Below are 18,215 nucleotides of genomic sequence, written 5' to 3' on the forward strand. Positions count from 1 at the left end.
AAGAAGTCGTTGGGCGGGCTGACACCCGCCGCCTACGCGAAGCAGTTAAAGTAACTCAGGACTCTAAACCGACCCGCTACTCAAAGCGGGGGGACGTCGATCTCGCGCTCGAAGATACGCTATCCGCCGCAATCGATGAGCACGGAACCGTGGGCCATCCCGGCTATCCGGACCACGCGGTAAGACGGATGCTGGAAAGGCGGCGTGCCCATCGGTACCCGAACAAAGGAGTGCTTCGTTTCGATCGGTGCCGATCGGATGGGGAAGTCCTTCACCCTTATGCAGGCCGACAGGACGGAGGTGTTTGGATGGTTGACCTGTACCTTCCGTTTCAAGACGCCTATGAGGTCATGGCAGAGCGAGATTTCATCGCGTTGCCGCGGGCATCTGCCGAAGATATTCGGTCGCGCGCAGCGCTCGTGCGCAACCGATAGTCTGAGAACACTTTCGACAACGACGTGGGGCGCTTTCCACGGCGAGCGGGTGCGCAGGCTATTGCTTCTGTTCGCGCAGCAGGTTTGTTGTGCGACTCGGTGAGCGCCTACTTCGATCATTTGTCGCCCATGCAGAGGATCAAGGGTCAACCACCTCGACGAAGGCATGACGCAAGGCCTCGGCATCCACCAAGGCATGATGCCGCCGTGCCAAGGCTTCCGGGTTGTTCTTGAAATACACCTCCACTTCGTCTCGAACGTCGTTCCGTTCGATGAGTACCGACACGAACTCCGGGATCCCGGTCAGATTCCGCCCCCATTCGCTCAGGGCTTGACCAAGCAAGACCTTGTCCCATTGAGAATCGAAGTGGATGTGCGGCACGCCGCTCGCCGCCACGTATGCCCGCAACGTATCCGTGAACTGATGATCGGGCAGCGCCGAGCTACGATCCAGCAACGGATACACGACACTCAAAACGAACGCAGAAGGCTGTGATGGCAGCGGGTCGCGTTCCAGGTACAGCACGCGTGAGCCATCGACGTTGACCAGCGCCAGGCTCACTAGGTCCCGGCGGTCGTTTGCCCACTCGGTGTCCAGAAAAAGCAATTCGTTTACGCCAAACCGGTGGGCTGCTTCGGCGCTCATTCTTCCAGTACGGCTCGAATCGAGGCATCGTCACTAGGGCGTAACGTCTGGGCACGATGGTGCGCCGCCTCGTAGGCGGTTCTGGCCTGCTCGATCTCCTCCGACGTGCCCGATTTCTTGGCGGTCAGATAGACCCGAAACAGGCGTCCCGCTTCGGCATCGAGGTGTTCTCGGGCACGCTCAAAGTCCACGCCGTAGTTGATGTCTTGCCGGTCCATGTGCACCTTCAGTCGTTGTAGTCGGCCGAGTGGTCTTAGATGCTGTCGCCGGCCTGGTCAGTCGGGGTGGCGATGAGCGGTCAGTTCGATGGCAATACTCATCAACCGACGAAGCCCGCGGAGTAGGAGTGGAGGTAAGCGAGGACATCCTGGCCCCGACCCATCGCGATCAACTCCCACGCGCTCTTCTTACGGAACGCCGACAGCGGCTCGTTGAGGAGCCAGGCGATGGGCAACTCGTCATCGCCGAAGGTCTCTTTGGCTTCATTCAAGACGTTGACGATGTCACGCAGAAAAGCCTGCACGCGTGGCGATTGTGGGCACGCGGTAAGGGTGTTCTGGTGGACGCCTGCGGCAGAAGCTAAGTCACCGGGTGAGAGCCCCAGTAATTGGGCGACTTTGCCTGGGGATACGATATGACTGCCATGCGTGTCTTGGAAGAGGAAATCGGTCAAGGAGCTCCCCTCATGGTGACCAGCGCCGATGCGAGCATGACACAGCCTTGGCGCTGGCATGATGAAGAACTCTCAAGAAGCTGCTCGTGTGCCCTCGCTCCAGGAGTCGACCTCCCTGACCTTCTCGTGACCCCTACAAGCTATGGCAGTAGGGCACGGCAAAGGCGCACATGTCCGATGATCACAAATTATTGATTTGTCGGCACATGTTGCACTGTTCCTCACATCTGGTGAGCAAAGTTCGTACTTCTCATCTCGTTGGTGCACATATTTCGGCCTAGTGATCCGAACAGACTTTGCTGTTCGGATCAGACGGGCGGTGGGGAAGGTAGCGCAGTGGCCGGCCAAGGCCGCGTCAAGGCGGCCTTGGCCGGCGGGGTGCTTATTGCTTCATCGCGCGGCGCATGGCGTCGGCGAAGGCGCTGTTGGCGGGTGCCGGCGCGGCAGCCTTGGCCGGCGCGCCCCCGGGGCGCGGGCCGCGCGAGGGACCGCGGTCGCCCGCCGGGCCGCCCGGCTTGCCGCGCGCCTGGCCAGGCTCGTCGTCCAGGCGCATCGACAGGCCAATGCGCTGGCGCGGGATGTCCACCTCCATCACCTTCACCTTGACGATGTCGCCGGCCTTGACCGCGTCGCGCGGGTCCTTGACGAAGCTGTGCGACAGCGCCGAGACATGGACCAGGCCGTCCTGGTGCACGCCGATGTCGACGAAGGCGCCGAACGCGGCGACGTTGGTGACGCGACCTTCCAGGATCATGCCGGGGCGCAGGTCCTTCAGGTCTTCCACGCCCTCGGCGAAGCTCGGTGCCACGAACTCGGGGCGCGGGTCGCGGCCGGGCTTCTCCAGTTCCTTGAGGATGTCGCGCACGGTCGGTACGCCGAAGGTCTCGTCGGTGTACTGCTCGGCCTTGAGGCCGCGCAGGAAGCCGGTGTCGCCGATGATGTTGCGCACCTCGCGGCCGCACTGGGCGATGATGCGCTCGACCACCGGATAGGCTTCCGGATGCACCGCGGAAGCATCGAGCGGATTGTCGCCGTTGGGCACGCGCAGGAAGCCGGCGCACTGCTCGAAGGCCTTGTCGCCGAGCCGTGGCACCTTGAGCAGCGCCTTGCGGTTCGGGAACGGGCCGTGGGCGTCGCGGTGCTTCACCACGTTCTCGGCCACGCTGGCGGACAGGCCGGCCACGCGCGACAGCAGCGCGGCCGAGGCGGTGTTCACGTCCACGCCCACCGCGTTCACGCAGTCCTCGACCTTCGCGTCCAGCGCGCGCGCCAGCTTCACCTGGTTCACGTCGTGCTGGTACTGGCCCACGCCGATCGCCTTGGGCTCGATCTTCACCAGTTCGGCCAGCGGGTCCTGCAGGCGGCGCGCGATGGAAACGGCGCCGCGCAGGCTCACGTCGAGGTCGGGGAATTCCTTCGCCGCGGTTTCCGAGGCGGAATACACCGAGGCGCCGGCCTCGCTCACCACCACCTTCGACAGCTTGTGCTCGGGATGCGTCTTGGCAAGGCCCTTGATGAGTTCGCCCGCGAGCTTGTCGGTCTCGCGCGAGGCGGTGCCGTTGCCGATCGCGATCAGGTCCACGCCGTGCTTCTGGCACAGCCGCGCCAGCGCGGCCAGCGATTCGTTCCATTGCCGGCGCGGTTCGTGCGGGTAGATGGTGTCGGTGGCCAGCAGCTTGCCGGTGGGATCGACCACCGCCACCTTGCAGCCGGTGCGGATGCCGGGGTCGAGGCCCATCACCGTCTTCGCGCCGGCGGGGGCGGCCAGCATCAGGTCCTTGAGGTTGTCGCCGAACACACGGATCGCCTCGTCCTCGGCGCCTTCGCGCACGCGGCCGAACAGGTCCAGCGTGAGGTGCAGGTGAAGCTTCACGCGCCAGGTCAGGCGCACGGTCTCGCGCAGCCAGGTGTCGGCGGCGCGGCCGCGGTCGTGGATGCCGGCGTGCGCGGCGACGCGGCCCTCGCCTTCCAGGTGGCCCTGTTCGGCGTCGAGCGCCGGCTGCAGTTCGAGTTCGATGATGCCCTCGTTGCGTGCGCGCATCAGCGCCAGCAGGCGATGCGAGGGGATCTTGCCGATCGGCTCGACGTGGTCGAAGTAGTCGCGGAACTTGGCGCCTTCGCTTTCCTTGCCCTCGACGACTTTCGCGCGGATCTGGCCCTTGTCCCACAGCCAGTCGCGCAGCTCGCCGACCAGGTGGGCATCCTCGGCGATGGACTCCATCAGGATGGCGCGGGCGCCGTCCAGTGCGGCGCGCACGTCGGGCACGCCCTTGTCGGCATCGACGAACGGCTCGGCCAGTGCTTCGGGCGACTGCGTGGGGTCCTCGCGCAGGCCGGTCGCCAGTGGCTCCAGTCCGGCCTCGCGCGCGATCTGCGCCTTGGTGCGGCGCTTGGGCTTGTAGGGCAGGTAGAGGTCCTCCAGCCGTGCCTTGGTGTCGGCGGTCAGGATGTCTTCCTTGAGCGCATCGCTCAGCTTGCCCTGTTCCTCGATGCTGGCGAGGATCGCGCCGCGGCGGTCCTCCAGTTCGCGCAGGTAGCGCAGGCGCTCTTCCAGCAGACGCAACTGGGTGTCGTCCAGCCCGCCGGTCGCCTCCTTGCGGTAGCGGGCGATGAAGGGCACGGTGGCGCCTTCGTCGAGAAGATCCACCGCCGCGCGCACCTGGTCGGTCTTGGCGGCGATGTCCTGGGCAATGCGTTGTTCGATGCTGAGCATGGGGCGGATTCGGTTCCTTGCGATGAAAGACTGCCGGCGGCAGGAGCGGGATGGTAGCAAGCGCGCCAGGCCATGGCCGCGGCAGTGAAACGAAAACGGCGCCGGCCAGGGGCCGGCGCCGCCGAGAGGTTGGCGCGGTCAGGCGTTGAAGGAGTTGCCGGAGGATTTCGGCGCGGCGTCCTTGAACTCGCTGGCGCGGCCGTTGAGCACCAGCGTGCCGGCGACCAGGTCGTGCAGGCCCTGCTTGCGGCGGGTGAAGGCGACCATCAGGAAGCCGATCAGCAGGATGATGTAGCTGAGGAACTTGGCGGCATAGCGCCCCACGGCGCGCAGGAAGCTGATGCGCGAGCCCTGCATGTCGGTCACCCGGATGCCCAGGGCGAGCTTGCCGACGGTCGCCTGCCACGCGGAGCTTTCACAGATGGCGAAGTACAGCCAGCCCAGCACGGTATTGATCAGGTTGTAAGGCCACAGGGTGGCCTGGGTGTGCTGCCAGGCATGCATGAAGCTCACGCCATTGAGCATTTCCTGCTTCATCGCGGCCTGCGCGGCTTCTTCGATCGCGTTGAAGCCGAACAGCATGCCGATGAACCGGAAGACCACGTAAAGCAGGATGGTGTCGATAATGAAGGCCGCCAGCCGCTTCCAGAACCCCGCGTAATCCTCCAGCGCCGCGGTGTTGGTCTGCGGCAGGCCCTGCAGCGGCGCGGCCGGGGCCGAATAGGGGGTGTCCCCGGGCGCCGTCGCCGCGCTGCGCCGCTCGTCGGGGAACAGCACCGACAGCGGCTGCCAGTCGGCCAGGCCGTCGTACCAGGCCAGGTCGTCGCCGCTGACCTGGCCGCTGCGCAGCCATTGGCGCACGTCCTCTTCCTTGTAGGGGCCGTGCCGTTCACCGTCCCGACCGATCCAAACGTCCATCGCCTGCTCCCGTGCTGTGGATGCCGAGCCGGCATGATGCCACGAGCGCGACGTGCTGCGCCTGCCGGAAGTCCTTGCCGGGGAAGGGCGCCTCAGGCGGCGTGGCGCTTCAGGTGCACCAGCAGCAGCGAGATCGCCGCGGGGGTGACGCCGCTGATCCGCGCCGCCTGGCCGACCGTGGCCGGCTGGCTGCGCTTGAGCTTGGCCAGCACCTCGGCGGACAGGCCGCGCACGGTGTCGTAGTCGAAGCCGGCGGGGATCGCGGTGTGCTCGTGGCGGCGCTGGCGCTCGATTTCCTCGCGTTGGCGCTCCAGGTAGCCGGCGTATTTCACCTGCACCTCGACCTGGGCGGCGACGTCGTCGCGTGCCACCGCCGGGCCGAGGCCGTCCACGCGGGTGAGCGCGGCGTAGTCCACCTCGGGGCGGCGCAGCAGGTCCAGCGCGCTGGTCTCGCGGCTGACCGCGATGCCGAGCCGGCGCCCGACCGCCGCGCCCAGCGCGTTGGCCGGCGCGGCCCACAGCGCGCCGAGGCGCTGCGTCTCGCGTTCCACCGCTTCGCGCTTGGTGCGCAGCGCGTCGAAGCGCGGCTGCGGCACCACGCCCAGTTCGTGGCCCTTTTCGGTGAGGCGCAGGTCGGCGTTGTCCTCGCGCAGGTGCAGCCGGTACTCGGCGCGCGAGGTGAACATGCGGTAGGGCTCCAGCGTGCCGTTGCTGGTGAGGTCGTCGACCAGCACGCCGAGGTAGGCCTCGTCGCGGCGCGGGTACCACGGCGCCTTGCCGTGCACGGCGAGCGCCGCGTTGAGGCCGGCCAGCAGGCCCTGCGCGGCGGCTTCCTCGTAGCCGGTGGTGCCGTTGATCTGGCCGGCGAAGTACAGGCCCGGGATCGCCTTCGTCTCCAGCCACGGCTGCAGGCCGCGCGGGTCGAAGTAGTCGTACTCGATGGCGTAGCCGGGGCGGGTGACGTGGGCGTGCTCGAAGCCCTTGATCGAGCGCACCAGCGCCAGCTGCACGTCGAACGGCAGCGAGGTGGAGATGCCGTTGGGGTAGATCTCCAGCGAGTCCAGCCCTTCCGGCTCGATGAACACCTGGTGCGAGCCCTTGTCGGCGAAGCGCACCACCTTGTCCTCGATCGACGGGCAGTAGCGCGGCCCCACGCCCTCGATCTGGCCGGTGTACAGCGGCGAGCGGTCCAGCGCGCCGCGGATGATCTCGTGGGTGCGCTCGCCGGTATGCGTGATCCAGCAGCTCGCCTGGCGCGGATGCTCGTCGCGCGTGCCGAGGTAGGAGAACACCGGCGCCGGGTCGTCGCCGGGCTGTTCCTCCAGGCCGGTGAAGTCGATGCTGCGGCGGTCGATGCGCGGCGGCGTGCCGGTCTTCAGGCGCTCGGCCGCCAGCGGCAGGGCGCGCAGGCGTTCGGCCAGCGTGGTGGCGGGCGGGTCGCCGGCGCGGCCGCCGGCGTACTGGCTCGGGCCGATATGGATGCGGCCGGCGAGGAAGGTGCCGGCAGTGAGCACCACGCTGCGCGCCCGGAACGCCAGGCCCATCTGCGTCACTACGCCAGCGACCCGGCCACCTTCCAGGATCAGGTCGTCCACCGCCTGCTGGAACAGCTCGAGGTCCGGCTGGCTTTCCACGATGCGGCGGATCGCGGCGCGGTACAGCGCGCGGTCGGCCTGGCAGCGCGTGGCGCGCACGGCCGGACCCTTGGAGGCGTTGAGCGTCCGCCACTGGATGCCGGCCCGGTCCGCCGCGCGCGCCATCGCGCCGCCCAGCGCGTCGATCTCCTTCACCAGGTGGCCCTTGCCGATGCCGCCGATGGCCGGGTTGCAGCTCATCGCGCCGACCGTCTCGATGCTGTGGGTGAGCAGCAGCGTGCGCGCACCGGTGCGCGCCGCGGCCAGCGCGGCCTCGGTGCCGGCATGGCCGCCGCCGATGACGATGACGTCGTAGTGCTGGGGATGGAGCATGGTCGTGGGTTCGGTCGGGCGATCACGTCGCGGGACGCGGGCGGGCGCCGCATGGACGGGCCCGTTCGCGATGGCTGCCAGGTCGCGCGTGGCGCGCCTGCCAAAACAAGCGCTTATGGTAACCCGCGGCCGTGCCCGGTGCAGTTCGACGCGCGGCCGCCGTCGTGCGGCATGGGTATGGCACGCATTCTGCATGTTGAATCCCCGCACTTTCGAGGGCAGACGCAGCGCGGCGACGCGCGCCGAGGTTGGACAGACAGGGGTCCGACCGCGTGCCGAGAGAGGAAGCAAGGACGGCGCCCCGGGTCTCCCTGGGCGCCGTCGTCCTTTCCGGCGCCTGCATTCCTGCGGGGCGCCCAACGCAAAGCCCGCGCAGGGCGCGGGCTTTGGCGGGAAGAGATCTGGCGCCCGGCGGTCTCAGGAACAGGGGGAATCCAGGATGACCGTGTTGCCGGGCGCCAGAAACCGTGGAACGGGTGGCGCTGGGCAGCTTTTCGCTGCCGTGAGCGTGGGGCGATCATGGCTCCGGGCATGTGAACATGGAGTGACTGAAATGCGCTTTTGTGCCGGATCACGGCAGCAGCTGACGCAATGTGTCAGCTTGTGATCCAGGCCCGTTTGCGACGTGATGCAAATCACGTTGTGGCATGGCTGATGCAGCCCCTCCGGCATACACGGAGGCGACGCATGAACATCGACCACGACATCGCGCCCATCTATCCGTGCCACGACCTCCTTGTGGAGATCGGCAAGGTCGAGATGGCGATGGACTACCTCGCGCGGCACGACGATGCCCGCCAGGCGCAGCTGCGCGCGCGGCTGGCGTCGCGCATGGACGACCTGCGTGCCGAGTGGCGCCAGCTGGCCGGCTGAGCGCGTGCCTCAAGCTTTCAGCATGTTGCCCAGGATCTCGCCCAGGTTGCGCGACAGCGCGGGGCGCGCCGCCAGTTGCGCCATCGCCTGCCGGGCCGCCTCGCGGCGCACCGGCTCCAGCCGGTTCCAGCCGTTGAAGGCGGTGGCCAGGCGCGCGGCGATCTGCGGGTTGAGCGCGTCCAGCTCGGCCAGCCGCTCGGCGTACAGGGCGTAGCCGGCGCCGTCGGCGCGGTGGAAGCCGCTGGGATTGCCGCTGGCCCAGCTGCCCAGCAGGGCGCGTGCGCGGTTGGGATTCTTCAGGGTGAACTTCGGATCGGCCTCCAGCGCGCGCACCCGCGCCAGCGCGGGCTCGCCGGGGACCTGCGCCTGCACCGCGAACCACTTGTCCAGCGCCAGCGCGTTGTCGTCGTAGCGCGCGCGGAAGTGCGCCAACGCGGCCGCGGCCTGCGGCGCCTGGTGGTGCACCAGCACGGCCAGCGCGGCGAGGCGGTCGGTCATGCCGGTCGCATGGTCATACTGGGCCGCGGCCAGCGCGAAGGCCTGCCCGGCATCGACCAGGGCCAGCAGTTCCAGCACGCGGCGCTTGAGCCGACGCGCGGCCTGGCCGGCGGCGCCGAGGTCGAGGCCGGCCGGCGCGGCCAGCGCCCGGTAGCGCGCATGCAGCGCGTCGGCGCCGATATGTTCGGCCAGCCGGCGCTGCAATGCCTGGCGCAGCGCGTGGATGCGCGCGGGGTCGGCCTCGGCCTGGCGGTCGGCCAATTCGAGTTCGCCGGGCGGGGTGAGCAGGCCGGCGAGCAGGGCGGGATCGAGGCCGTCCCGCGCAAACAGCGCGGCCAGCGCGGCGCACCAGGCGGCCGGGGCCGCGTCATCGCCGCCGTCGCGCAACGCATCGTACGCGCGCGCGGCGAGCTGCTGGCCGGCCTCCCACCGGTTGAAGCCGTCCGCGTCGTGGGTGAGCAGCAGGGCCAGCTCGTCGGGGGCGTAGTCGCACTCCAGGATCACCGGCGCGGAGAAGCCGCGCAGCAGCGAGGGCACCGGTGGCGCGTCGACGTCGCGGAACACGAAGCGCTGCTCGGCCGCGGCCAGCACCACCACGCGCTCGGGCGCGGGCGGCTGGTCGTCCAGGTGCAGCGGCAGCATGCGGCCGCCGTGGTCGAACAGCGCCAGCTTCACCGGGATCGGCAGCGGCTGCTTGAGCGGCTGCCCCGGCGTGGCCAGGGTGTGCTGCGACAGCGTGAGCGCGTATTCGCGACGGGTGGCGTCGTATTCGCCGCACGCCTTCAGCCGCGGCGTGCCGGCCTGGCCGTACCAGGCGAGGTAGGGCGCGAGGTCGATGTCGTTGGCCTCGCCTAGCGCGGCGAGGAAATCCTCGAGGGTGGCGGCGCGGCCGTCGTTGCGTGCGAAGTACCGGTCGGCGCCGCGGCGGAAGCCCTCCGCACCCAGCCGCCCGGCCAGCATGCGCACCAGCTCGGCGCCCTTCTCGTACACGGTGGCAGTGTAGAAGTTGTTGATCTCGCGGTACTCGGCCGGGCGCACCGGATGCGCCAGCGGGCCGGCGTCCTCGGTGAACTGGGCGCGGCGCAGCAGGGCCACGTCCTCGATGCGCTTCAGCGGCGCGGAGTTCATGTCGGCCGAGAAGCTCTGTTCGCGGAACACGGTGAAGCCCTCTTTCAGCGAGAGCTGGAACCAGTCGCGGCAGGTGACGCGGTTGCCGCTCCAGTTGTGGAAGTATTCGTGCGCCACGACGGCCTCCACCGCACGGTATTCGTCGTCGGTGGTGGAGTCGGGATCGGCCAGCAGGTACTTCGCGTTGAAGATGTTGAGGCCCTTGTTCTCCATTGCGCCCATGTTGAAGTCGTGGGTGGCGACGACGTGGAACACCTCGAGGTCGTAGTTGCGACCGTAGGCCTGCTCGTCCCAGCGCATCGCGCGTTCCAGCGCGTCCAGCGCGTAGTGGCAGCAGTCGATCACGTTGGCCTCGGACCACATCACCAGCTTCACCGCGCGGCCGTCGGCGGTGGTGTAGCCGCGCTCGAGCTTCTCCAGCCGGCCGGCGACCAGGGCGAACAGGTAGCTGGGCTTGGGGTGCGGATCGACGAAGCGCGCCCAGTGGCGGCCGTCCGCCAGCTCGCCCGCGCCGTCGGGGTTGCCGCCGGCCAGCAGCACCGGGAAACGCGCCCGGTCGGCGCGCAGGGTGACGGTGTACCGGGCCAGCACGTCGGGCCGGTCGGGGAAGAAGGTGATGTGGCGGAAGCCCTCCGCCTCGCACTGGGTGAGCAGGAAGCCGGCCTCGCGCGAGCCGGACAGGTACAGGCCTTCCAGCGCGGTGTTCGCCGCCGGCTTCAGGCGCACGCGGGTCTCCAGCACACTGCCGTCGCGGGCGCCGTCGACTTCGAGCGAGCGGTCGTCGTGGCGGTACTCGCCAGCATCCAGTGCGCGGCCGTCGAGGGCGATGGCGAGCAGATCCAGGCCTTCGCCGTCCAGCTGCAGCGGCGCATCCTGCGCTTCGTCGCGGCGCAGGTGCAGGCGCGCGGCGACCTCGGTGGCGTCGATACCCAGGTCGAATTCCAGCTCCACGCGCTCCACCCGCCAGGCGGGCGGGCGGTAGTCGCGCAGGCGGGTGGGGGCGGGGGCGTGTTCGGGGCGTGCGCTCATGCGGAAAGCCATGCGGCAGGGGGATTCGTTCAGGCTAACATGGGGTGCGTTACGCACAGGACAAAGCCGATGGGCCGCTATGCCGCAGAACGCGCCATGCTGGGCGCACAACCGATCGTGGTGCTGGACGACGGCGCGGGCCGGCGCGTGCGCATCGCCTGCCACGGCGCCGCGCTGCTGGGCTTCGAGGTGCTGCGCGCGGGCCGCAGCTTCGACATCGCCGACGGCAACCGCGACGAAGCCGAGATCGTGGCGCATTCCGGCTCGCGCTTCGCGATCATGGTGCCGTTCGGCGGGCGCATCGCCGACGCGCGCTACACCTACGACAGCCAGGTGCAGGACCTGCAGCCGGGCGTGGCCGGGCCGGACCGGGGCTTCCGGCACGGCTTCGTGCGCGGCACGGACTTCGAGGTCCGTGCGCTGGCCGCGGACGCGCGCTCGGCGCGGGTGACGCTGGCCACTTCGGCGATCCGCCCGCGGCCCGGCTACCCCCACGCGATCGACCTCGCGGTGACCTACGCGCTGGATGCCGCCGGCCTCGCGCTGGACGTGGCCTTGCGCAACGTGGGCGACGGCGACGCGCCGTGTTTCTTCGGCTGGCACCCGTACTTCCGCGTCGGCGACGGCATGGCCGACGACTGGGACCTGCAGATTCCCGCGCAGACCCTGATCCGCACCGGCGCCGACCTGATCGCGCTGGATGGCGCCGCCGCCTACGTGGCGCTGGACGACGCGCCGGCGCTGGACTTCCGCGAGTCGCGCCGGATCGGCGACCACATCATCGACCAGGGCTATACCGACCTCGACGCGGAGGCGGACGGCCGCATCCGCACCCGCCTGCGCGACCCGGACAGCGGTTTCGGCCTGGCCGTGTGGCAGGAGCACGGCGTGATGCACGCCTTCACCGCCGACACGATCAGCCGCAGCGTGCGCCGCGCGGTGGCGCTGGAGCCGATGGAATGCATGGCCAACGCGTTCAACCGTCCCGAATGCGCGGACGCGATCCGGCTGGAGCCGGGCGCCGAGCGCCACTTCCGCTGTGGCGTGGAGATCGAATCGCCATGAGCGCGCTCGACGTGCTGCCGACCCCGGCGCAGGTGCGCGATGCGGCCGCGCGCATCGCGCCGCACGCCACGGTGACGCCGGTGTTGCGCAGCGCGGCGCTGGACCAGCGCGTCGGCGCCGCGCTGTTCTTCAAGTGCGAGAACCTGCAGCGCGGCGGCGCGTTCAAGTTCCGCGGCGCCTGCAACGCGGTGTGGTCGCTGGCGGACGGGGAGGCCGCGCGCGGCGTGGTCACGCACTCCTCCGGCAACCACGGCAATGCACTGGCGCTGGCCGCCGCCACCCGCGGCATCCAGGCGCACGTGGTGGTGCCCGAGGGCGCGGTGCAGGCCAAGCTGGACGCCATCGCGCGCGCCGGCGGCACGCTGCATCGCTGCGCGCCCACCCAGGCCGCGCGCGAGGCGATGTGCGCCGAAGTGCAGGCCCGGACCGGCGCGACCCTGGTGCATCCCTACGCCGATACGCGGGTGATGGCGGGGCAGGGCACGATCGCGCTGGAACTGTTGCGGCAGGCGCCGGGGCTGGACGCCGTGATCACGCCCGTCGGCGGCGGCGGGCTGGCCGCGGGCGTGGCGGTCGCGGCGCATGCGCTGGCGCCGGACGTCGCGCTGTTCGCCGCCGAGCCGGCCGGCGCCGACGACGCGGCGCGCTCGCTGGCCGCCGGCCGGCGCGTCACCGACGTGGTGCCGGACACGGTCTGCGACGGCCTGCGCGCGCTGGTGGGCGAACGCAACCTCGACGCGCTGGGCGCGCACCGCGTCGAGGTGATCGCGGTGGACGACGCGGAAACCGTCGCCGCGATGCGGCTGCTGTGGACGGAACTGAAGCAGGTGGTGGAGGTATCCAGCGCCACCGTGCTGGCGGCGCTGCTGAAGGCGCGCGGGCGCTTTGCCGGCCGCCGCGTGGGCGTGGTGCTCACCGGCGGCAACGTCGACCTCGACGCGCTGCCCTGGCGCGGCTGATCAGGCTGCCGCGGATTCCCCGGCCACCGTCCCGTCCGTGGCCGCGGGCGGCGCCGCGGCATGGCTGGGCGGGTGCCGCGCCAGCGCGTGCAGGTCGAGCTGGTCGACCGGAACCGGGCGCAGTGTGTCCGGGTCGAACGCCACCTCGCCCGGCGTCCAGCCTTCGCGCCGGAACACCGTGCGCAGGAAGCGCTTCGTGGATGCCCAGTGCAGGCCGAGCAGGCCGTAATCGTTGTCCGCGTCCACCACCGGGTCGCCCACGCCGGTGGGGCGCGGCGGTTCGCCGTACAGCGCGGTGCCGAACAGCACGTCCCAGATCGACAGCACCTGGCCGAAGTTGCAGTTGTGCAGCTTCGGCCGCTCCGGGTCCACCAGCATGTGGTGCAGGCGGTGGAACCTCGGGTCGACGAACACGCGCCCGAACAGCCGGCCGAAGCCCAGCCGCGTATTGGTGTGCGACAGGTTCTGCACCAGCTCGCCCAGCAGCATCAGCCAGGCGAACTCGTCCGGGTCCACGCCCATCGCCAGGCCCACCACGGCGAGGATCATCGACTGGATGAAGCCGTCGATCAGGTTGCCGCGGTCGTTGGTCCAGCAGCTCATCTGCCGCGTGCTGTGGTGCATGCTGTGCAGCGCCCACCACCACGGCAGCGCGTGCTGGGTGCGGTGCATCCAGTAGTACGTGAAGTCGTAGACCACGTAGTACACGCCGAACAGCACGTAGGGATGGCCGTTGAACCACGGCGCCCAGTGCGTGATCGCCAGCGGCGAACCGGTGCCGGAGGTGGCGGCATCCGCGCCGCCGAACAGGTGGCTGAACGGCATCAGGATCAAATAGGTGAACAGCGGGAAGATGCCCAGCAGCATCATTACCGTGTAGTTGCGGTCCACCAGGGTGAGCCTGCGGTCGCTCCATTTTTCCGCCGGGAAGAAGGTTTCCAGCGGACGGAAGACGAAGCCGATGATGCCGATCTGCAGCGCCGCGATCAGCAGCGAGGCGGCGATGTCGCGCGGGTCGCCGGAGAGCTTGCCCAGGTGCAGCAGGTCCAGCGCCGGCGCCACGGCATGGCTGCTCAGCCAGTCGACCAGGTGGGACCACAGTTGGGGCAGGGAAGGCATCGGCGTATCGAGGGGGACGACGGAGGCGGATGATAGCGCCGCTGCTTCACGGTGGCGCTGAACGCCGCCGCAGGCGCAGGCCGCTCACCGCGCACAGGCCCAGCAGCACGAAGACGATGCCCAGCCATTCCATCGCCGTGGGCCGCTCGCGCAGGATCCACCACGCCAGCAGCACGCCCACGATGGGCACGCCCAGGCTGCTCACGCTGGCGACCGTGGTGGGCAGCCGGCGCAGCACGATCGACCACAGCCACCACGCCAGGCTGGAGGCCATCAGCACGCTGTAGGCCAGGCCGGCCACGAAGGCGCCGCTCCATTCGATGGGCCGCTGCGGCACCGCCAGCGCCACCGTGCCCAGCGCCACGCCGCCGGCCAGCATCTGCCACGCGGTGAGGCCCAGCGCGGAGACCGCGTGCTGGCGGAACAGCCGCTTGCTCAGCACCGTGCCCGCGGCCCAGGCCACGCCGCCGGCGACCGCCAGCACGGTGCTGGCCGCGTTGCCCAGCCCGCGCCAGGGCTCGATGATGCAGACCAGGCCCAGCGCCGCCAGCAGCAGGCCCAGCCAGTGCCGGCGGGTGGGGCGTTCGCGCAGGATCAGCCAGGCCAGCAGCACCGCCCAGAACGGCATGGTGTAGGCCAGCAGCGCCACGTGGCCCGCGCCGCCGCGGACCAGCGCCCATTGCTCCAGCCCCTGGAAGGCGGCGGTCTGGCACAGGCCGATCAGGATCGTCGGCAGCAGCGGCGGCGGCTTCAGCGACTGCCGTGCCAGCAGCATGGCCGCGAACAGCACCGCCGCGCCGAGCAGGTAGCGCAGCGCCGCGAAATCGAACGGCCCCGCATAGGCCAGCACCTGTTTCATCACCACCCAGCTGTAGGCCCACAGCAGGATCGTGGCGAGCAGCGCCAGCACGGCGCCGCGCGGCGGAGAAACGGAGGGTGGCATGGGCGTCGGCGGCCGGGAAAAGCGCGAGTGTACGCTTTCGCCGGCGCCGGGAAGCCGCGCCGGAGGCGGCTGCGCTACATTGGCCGCTTCCACGGAGAACCCGCATGCGACGCTGCCACTGGGCCACCGCCGACGACGCGCTGATGTGCGCCTACCACGACACCGAATGGGGCGTGCCGCTGCACGACGACAACGCGCTGTTCGAGTTCCTGTGCCTGGAAGGCGCGCAGGCGGGCCTGTCGTGGCGCACCGTACTGGCCAAGCGCGACAACTACCGCAAGGCCTTCCACGGCTTCGACATCGCCCGCGTGGCCGCGATGAAGCAGCGCGAGCTGGAGAAGCTGCTGCTCGATCCCGGCATCATCCGCAACCGGCTCAAGGTGACGGCGGCGCGCGACAACGCCGTCGCCGCGCTGGAGGCGATCGCGGAGTTCGGCAGCCTGGACGCCTACCTGTGGTCGTTCGTGGACGGCAAGCCGTTGCGCAACCGCTGGAAGGACCGCAGCGAAGTGCCCGCCAGCACGCCGCTGTCGGACCGCATGAGCAAGGCGCTGAAGAAGCGCGGCTTCCGCTTCGTCGGCACCACCATCTGCTACTCGCTGATGCAGGCCACCGGCATGGTCAACGACCACCTCGTCGGCTGCTTCCGGCATCGCGTTTCCTGACGGAGGATCGGCGGCATGTTCAACCAGGACCACCTCGCCGCAACCGGGCTGGCGATGCGGCCGGCGACCGCGAAGGACGCCCCGTTCCTGCAGCAGTTGTACCGCGCCACGCGGGCTGACCTGCTGCAGCTCGATCTCGGCCCGGCGCAGGCGGAAGCCCTGGTGGCGCAGCAATATGAGGTGCTGCAGGCCGGCACCGCGGAGGCGTTCCCGAACGCCATGCATTTCGTGGTCGAGAAAGCGGCCGGGCGCGTGGGCGCGGTGATCGTCGACTTCGGCCCGGCCGAGGTGCGGCTGGTCTACCTGGCCCTGCTGCCGGCCGCGCGCGGCCAGGGTCACGGCCAGCAACTGGTGCGGGGGCTGCAGCAGGCGGCGGCGCGCGCGGGGGCGCCGTTGGCAGTCACCGTGTGGCGCAACAATCCGCGCGCGCGTGCCTTGTACCTGGCGCTGGGCTTCGTGGTAGAGGAGACGCTGCCGGCGGCCGAGCGGCTGGTGTGGTATCCGCCGGCGCGGCCGAGGGTCGTGATGTCGTGAGTCAGTTGAAGACGATCTGGAAATACGCGCTCGCCTGATCGCGGCCCAGCGCCGCCAGGCGACCGACCCAGATCCCGTCCACCCGGCCCAGCGCAGGAAGGTCGATGGCGCACAGGCCGTCGATGAAGGCGGTCGGCTCCAGCGCCGTGAGGGTGACGGTGAACGGTGTGCGCCGTTCGGCCGGCGCGCCCGGCATGCGCGAGCGCGGATGTTCGTGGATGGCGTCCACGCGCACCGGCAGCGGGTGGCCGTCGGGCAGGATCAATCGCTGCGGCTGCGCCAGCAGCGGAGCGAAGTGGGAAGCTTCGAGTCGGTCGAGCATGCGTGGCCCCGGGCAGCCGCAGCGGCGACGGCCGCTGCGGCGTGGTACTCAATCGCGCGGCGGGAAGATGCCTTCCAGCGCAATGCAGAAGTTCAGCACCAGGTACGGGTTGAGCAGGGAGAACGGCAGGTTGGAGCCGGCCATCCCCACCTGCACCGAGCCGCTGACGCCGCCCATCTTCACGGGGCTGTTGAGCGCGTCCGACCAGATGGTGGCGCTGCCCGGGCCGCCTCCGCTGGCCCCCAGGTACATGTTCGTGTCGGTCGGCGTATTGGCCGGGTGGGACGTCGTTCCGGCGACCTGCACGGCCGTGCTGGCCGTGGCGGCATGGGTGTGCGCAGGCATGTTGCCGAGGGTCAGCGTGGCGTTTTCCGTGCCCGCGGCCTGGCCCAGGTTGTACGTCGACAGCCCGGGCGCCTGGCCCATGTTCAACCCCGCGCGGCCGCGCAGGTCGGGCAGGGCGAAGGTGGTCTGGCCGTTGCCGCCGTAGCTGGTGCCCAGCAGCGAGAAGAGTGCCGTGTTCTGCGCGATGCCGAGGATCTGGCCGCTGCAGTTGGCCCAGCCGCGCGGCGCGAAGTTGAAGCCGAAAGCCTGGATGGTGCCGAGATACACTTCCATGGAATACCCCCTGATTCGATATGGACAGGGATGCTTCCACGTACTTGCCGACGAGCCTGGCAGGTGCGGAGAAGCATCATGCGAGGCCGCCGGGTCCGACAAGCGGCGCGAGCATTGTGCAGCCTGCCGGCCGTCATGGGAAACCCGCCGCGCCCGGTCGGCGGTGACAGCCGGCATTTGGGTGTTACCATCACCCAGCTTGGGGGGAGCGTGTTGCAGCGCGCGGAATCAGGGGGGTCGATGGAACGCAAGTTCCATTTCGTTTCGGGCTTGCCGCGGTCGGGATCGACCCTGCTGGCGGCCCTGCTGCGCCAGAACCCCCGTTTCCATGCCGGCATGACCAGTCCCGTGGGTGGGCTGTTCGCCGGCATGCTCGACCAGTTCAGCGCGGGCAGCGAATTCGGTCCCGTGCTCGACCGTGACACCCGCCGCCGCCTGCTGCGCGGGTTGTTCGACAGTTATTACGCCGACCAGGCGGACAAGGCCGTGCTGTTCGACACCAACCGGCTGTGGAGCGCCCGGTTGCCCGCCGTGGTGGACCTGTTCCCCGGCGCCAGGGTGATCGCCTGCGTGCGCAACGTGGCGTGGGTGATGGACAGCCTGGAACGCCTTTATCGGGCCAACCCCTACGAGCAGACCAAGCTCTACGGCAACGACGCGGAGCGCAACACGGTCTACAGCCGCCTCGACACGCTGGCGCAGTACAACCGCCTGGTCGGCTTCGCCTGGTCGGCGCTGAAGGAGGCCTACTACGGCGCCCAGGCCGACTCGCTGCTGGTGGTCGAGTACGAGCTGCTGGCGCGCTCGCCCGAACGGGTGCTGCGGCTGGTCTACGAGTTCCTCGGCGAGCCATGGTTCGAGCACGACTTCTGCAACGTGTCCTATGACGCGCCGGAATTCGACGCGGCGCTCGGAGTGGCCGGCCTGCATCACGTGCGGCCGCGGGTGGAAGTCCAGCCGCGCCGCACCGTGCTGCCGCCGGACCTGTTCGAGAAATACGCACAACTTTCGTTCTGGCGCAGCGGCGACGGCAGTGCCGCGCACGTGATCCGGGCGAAAGCCGATTGACTGCCCATTGACTGCCCGCGGCGCTCCGGCCGCAGCGCAATAC

Annotated in this window: 17 protein-coding genes; 6 read left to right on the plus strand and 11 right to left on the minus strand. The window is 69.7% G+C overall.

Going from position 1 to position 18,215, the window contains the following annotated elements; translation table 11 throughout:
• Positions 1 to 573: 573 nt before the first annotated feature.
• From QMK61_RS15970 to mnmG, 6 genes are all read right to left on the minus strand, one after another.
• The gene (locus QMK61_RS15970; protein WP_302073228.1) at positions 574 to 1,080 is read right to left on the minus strand and encodes a hypothetical protein; all 507 of its coding nucleotides are present in this window, start codon (positions 1,078 to 1,080) and stop codon (positions 574 to 576) included.
• Entirely contained in the window at positions 1,077 to 1,298 is a 222-nt protein-coding gene (locus tag QMK61_RS15975) for a hypothetical protein (RefSeq protein ID WP_302073229.1), read from the minus strand. Before QMK61_RS15975 ends, QMK61_RS15970 begins: the two co-directional genes overlap by 4 nt.
• 101 nt (positions 1,299 to 1,399) lie before the next feature.
• A complete protein-coding gene (locus QMK61_RS15980) occupies positions 1,400 to 1,753 on the minus strand; it encodes a DNA-binding protein (protein ID WP_302073230.1) in 354 nt (117 codons plus the stop codon).
• A gap of 382 nt (positions 1,754 to 2,135) precedes the next feature.
• The gene (locus QMK61_RS15985; RefSeq protein ID WP_302073231.1) at positions 2,136 to 4,466 is read right to left on the minus strand and encodes a Tex family protein; all 2,331 of its coding nucleotides are present in this window, start codon (positions 4,464 to 4,466) and stop codon (positions 2,136 to 2,138) included.
• A gap of 138 nt (positions 4,467 to 4,604) precedes the next feature.
• On the minus strand, positions 4,605 to 5,384 hold the full coding sequence (locus QMK61_RS15990; protein WP_302073232.1) for an RDD family protein: 780 nt from the start codon (positions 5,382 to 5,384) through the stop codon (positions 4,605 to 4,607).
• 92 nt (positions 5,385 to 5,476) lie between these two features.
• Positions 5,477 to 7,351, minus strand: a complete 1,875-nt coding sequence (mnmG, locus tag QMK61_RS15995; protein WP_302073233.1) for a tRNA uridine-5-carboxymethylaminomethyl(34) synthesis enzyme MnmG — start codon at positions 7,349 to 7,351, stop codon at positions 5,477 to 5,479.
• 687 nt (positions 7,352 to 8,038) lie between these two features.
• Here mnmG and QMK61_RS16000 point away from each other — a divergent pair.
• Positions 8,039 to 8,224: a hypothetical protein gene (locus QMK61_RS16000; protein WP_302073234.1), complete on the plus strand. Its 186-nt coding sequence runs from the start codon at positions 8,039 to 8,041 to the stop codon at positions 8,222 to 8,224.
• Between the two features lie 9 nt (positions 8,225 to 8,233).
• On the opposite strand, the gene pepN is transcribed toward QMK61_RS16000, so the two are convergent.
• Complete coding sequence (gene pepN, locus QMK61_RS16005) at positions 8,234 to 10,879, minus strand: aminopeptidase N (protein ID WP_302073235.1); 2,646 nt, start codon at positions 10,877 to 10,879, stop codon at positions 8,234 to 8,236.
• 69 nt (positions 10,880 to 10,948) lie between these two features.
• Between pepN and QMK61_RS16010 the strand changes: the two genes are divergently transcribed.
• Both QMK61_RS16010 and QMK61_RS16015 read left to right on the plus strand, forming a co-directional pair.
• Positions 10,949 to 11,944, plus strand: a complete 996-nt coding sequence (locus tag QMK61_RS16010; RefSeq protein WP_302073236.1) for an aldose epimerase — start codon at positions 10,949 to 10,951, stop codon at positions 11,942 to 11,944.
• Positions 11,941 to 12,903, plus strand: a complete 963-nt coding sequence (locus QMK61_RS16015; protein ID WP_302073237.1) for a pyridoxal-phosphate dependent enzyme — start codon at positions 11,941 to 11,943, stop codon at positions 12,901 to 12,903. The genes QMK61_RS16010 and QMK61_RS16015 overlap by 4 nt, the downstream gene beginning before the upstream one ends.
• Here QMK61_RS16015 and QMK61_RS16020 read toward each other — a convergent pair whose 3' ends face one another.
• A complete protein-coding gene (locus QMK61_RS16020; protein WP_302073238.1) occupies positions 12,904 to 14,022 on the minus strand; it encodes a sterol desaturase family protein in 1,119 nt (372 codons plus the stop codon).
• A gap of 46 nt (positions 14,023 to 14,068) precedes the next feature.
• Positions 14,069 to 14,965, minus strand: a complete 897-nt coding sequence (locus QMK61_RS16025) for a DMT family transporter (protein ID WP_302073239.1) — start codon at positions 14,963 to 14,965, stop codon at positions 14,069 to 14,071.
• A 104-nt stretch (positions 14,966 to 15,069) separates the two neighbouring features.
• Between QMK61_RS16025 and QMK61_RS16030 the strand changes: the two genes are divergently transcribed.
• Both QMK61_RS16030 and QMK61_RS16035 read left to right on the plus strand, forming a co-directional pair.
• Positions 15,070 to 15,630, plus strand: coding sequence for a DNA-3-methyladenine glycosylase I (locus QMK61_RS16030; RefSeq protein ID WP_302073240.1), 561 nt, complete (start codon positions 15,070 to 15,072; stop codon positions 15,628 to 15,630).
• A 15-nt stretch (positions 15,631 to 15,645) separates the two neighbouring features.
• Positions 15,646 to 16,164, plus strand: a complete 519-nt coding sequence (locus QMK61_RS16035) for a GNAT family N-acetyltransferase (protein WP_302073241.1) — start codon at positions 15,646 to 15,648, stop codon at positions 16,162 to 16,164.
• 1 nt (position 16,165) lies between these two features.
• Here QMK61_RS16035 and QMK61_RS16040 read toward each other — a convergent pair whose 3' ends face one another.
• Complete coding sequence (locus QMK61_RS16040; RefSeq protein WP_302073242.1) at positions 16,166 to 16,486, minus strand: hypothetical protein; 321 nt, start codon at positions 16,484 to 16,486, stop codon at positions 16,166 to 16,168.
• 48 nt (positions 16,487 to 16,534) lie between these two features.
• Positions 16,535 to 17,104, minus strand: a complete 570-nt coding sequence (locus tag QMK61_RS16045; protein WP_302073243.1) for a tail fiber protein — start codon at positions 17,102 to 17,104, stop codon at positions 16,535 to 16,537.
• A 240-nt stretch (positions 17,105 to 17,344) separates the two neighbouring features.
• Here QMK61_RS16045 and QMK61_RS16050 point away from each other — a divergent pair, with 240 nt between their 5' ends.
• Positions 17,345 to 18,172: a sulfotransferase gene (locus QMK61_RS16050; protein WP_302073244.1), complete on the plus strand. Its 828-nt coding sequence runs from the start codon at positions 17,345 to 17,347 to the stop codon at positions 18,170 to 18,172.
• Positions 18,173 to 18,215 lie beyond the last annotated feature (43 nt).

Origin of the sequence: Fulvimonas sp. R45 (assembly GCF_030504985.1) — a bacterium.
Taxonomy (GTDB): domain Bacteria; phylum Pseudomonadota; class Gammaproteobacteria; order Xanthomonadales; family Rhodanobacteraceae; genus Rhodanobacter_A.